This window comes from Corallococcus sp. CA041A (assembly GCF_003612075.1).
GTDB classification, from domain to species: Bacteria; Myxococcota; Myxococcia; order Myxococcales; family Myxococcaceae; genus Corallococcus; species Corallococcus exiguus.
In genome coordinates, this window is record NZ_RAWF01000532.1 from 1 (window position 1) to 1,535 (window position 1,535).

Consider the following 1,535-nt stretch of genomic DNA (forward strand, 5'->3'; position numbering starts at 1 on the left):
ATTGGGGGCCGGGGACCCGCGAGGGCAGGTCAGACGAGGATGAGGTCTTCTTCCTCGTCGTCCGGCGTCGTCCCCGTCTGGCTGTCCAGCACGTGCTGCGTGCGGCGCAGGCGTTCGTCGCTCAGGTCCGAGACGAGCATCAGGACCTGCGGGTGGCTGGAGATGAGCGAGTCGAAGTCCTCGCGCGGCAGGCGCAGCAGCGTGGTGTGCCGCGTGGCCTCCACGGTGGCGGTGGCCGGGGTCTTCTGCAGGAGGGAGATCTCTCCGAACAGATCCCCTTCCTTCAGGGTCGACAGCCGCTGCCCGCCCTTGTGGACCTCCACCTCGCCGGAGAGGACGACGTAGAGGCCGTCCGTGGCGTCGCCTTCGCGGATGATGACTTCGCCGCGCTCCACGTCGCGGGCCCGGAAGCGCTCCACCAGGTTGCGGCGATCCTTGCGGTTGAAGGGACGGAACAGCGCGGAGCTGTTCATCACGTTCGCGAGGAGCCGCTCGCGGCAGAACTTCTTGAGGGCCTTCGCCACGGGCGGATGGCTCCGAGAGAGCGTGGCCAGCACGGCGGCGGAGATTTCGAGCACCTGCGTGTCGTCGGACGCGGACTCCACGGAGGCGGCGCGCGGGGCTCCGGACAGGAGCGCCATCTCGCCGAAGAAGGCGCCGACCTCCAGCGTGGCCAGGTCCTGGCGGCGGCCGTCCTCCTCGCGGAAGACGCGCACGTTGCCTTCGCAGATGACGTAGAAGGCGTCGCCGTGCGAGCCCTGCGCGAGGATGCGCTCGCCGGGGCCGAAGCGGCGCAGCGGGCAGCGTTCGAAGAGCTGGATGAAGGCGTCGCGCGGCAGGTCGGAGAAGAGCGGGATGGACGGCAGCGCGTCCCAGGTGTCCGAGGTGGGCTCGGCCTCCTCGGTCAGCTCGTAGACGGGCTCCTCTTCCTGCGCGTGTTCGGCCAGTCCCCGCTGGGCCGCCAGCTCCACCGCGTGCAGCAGCGAGTCCGCTTCGATCTCCAGCTCCGTGAAGCTGGAGACGCTCAGGGACGCGCGCCAGGGCTCCGGGGCTCCGGCGGTGGTGGGCACCACGGAGGCACCCGCGGCGACCGTGGCCATGGGCCTGGACGGAGTGTCGACGCGGCGGGGGCGCAGGCCCGGGGGCGCGGCCTGTGAGGGAGGCTTCGGCGCGGTGGAGGCCGGCGTGGTTTCGGGGCCCGTGATGGGCGGCGCGAGCGCCTGCCAGCGTCCGCTGGGCGTCCGGAGTTGGGGAAGCTCGGGCATGGGAGATGGGGACGGCGGTGCGACTCGGACGGACTGGCCCGCGGGTGCGGGGACGGCGGGTGGCGGCGCGGCGGCCTCGGTCACCGTGGGTGCCTTGGGCTCGTCCTGCGTGGGCTCGAGCTCGACTTCGACGGAGAGGACCACCTCGGTGTCATCCGCGACGGGCGCGTTCGACAGGGCCAGCTCGGGCGGGAGCGCATCCGACAGGTCCACCGGGGCCCCGCCGGCCTCCAGCGGCTCCGGGGGCACGGGCCTGGGGCTGGTGGTTTC

The 1,535-nt window shown here is 72.4% G+C and carries 1 protein-coding gene; it reads right to left on the reverse strand.

The window, feature by feature from the left end; all coding sequences use genetic code 11:
- Window positions 1-29 precede the first annotated feature (29 nt).
- Window positions 30-1,535, reverse strand: a 1,506-nt coding sequence (locus D7V77_RS41940; RefSeq protein WP_120581725.1) for a cyclic nucleotide-binding domain-containing protein, incomplete at its 5' end; no start/stop codon positions are given.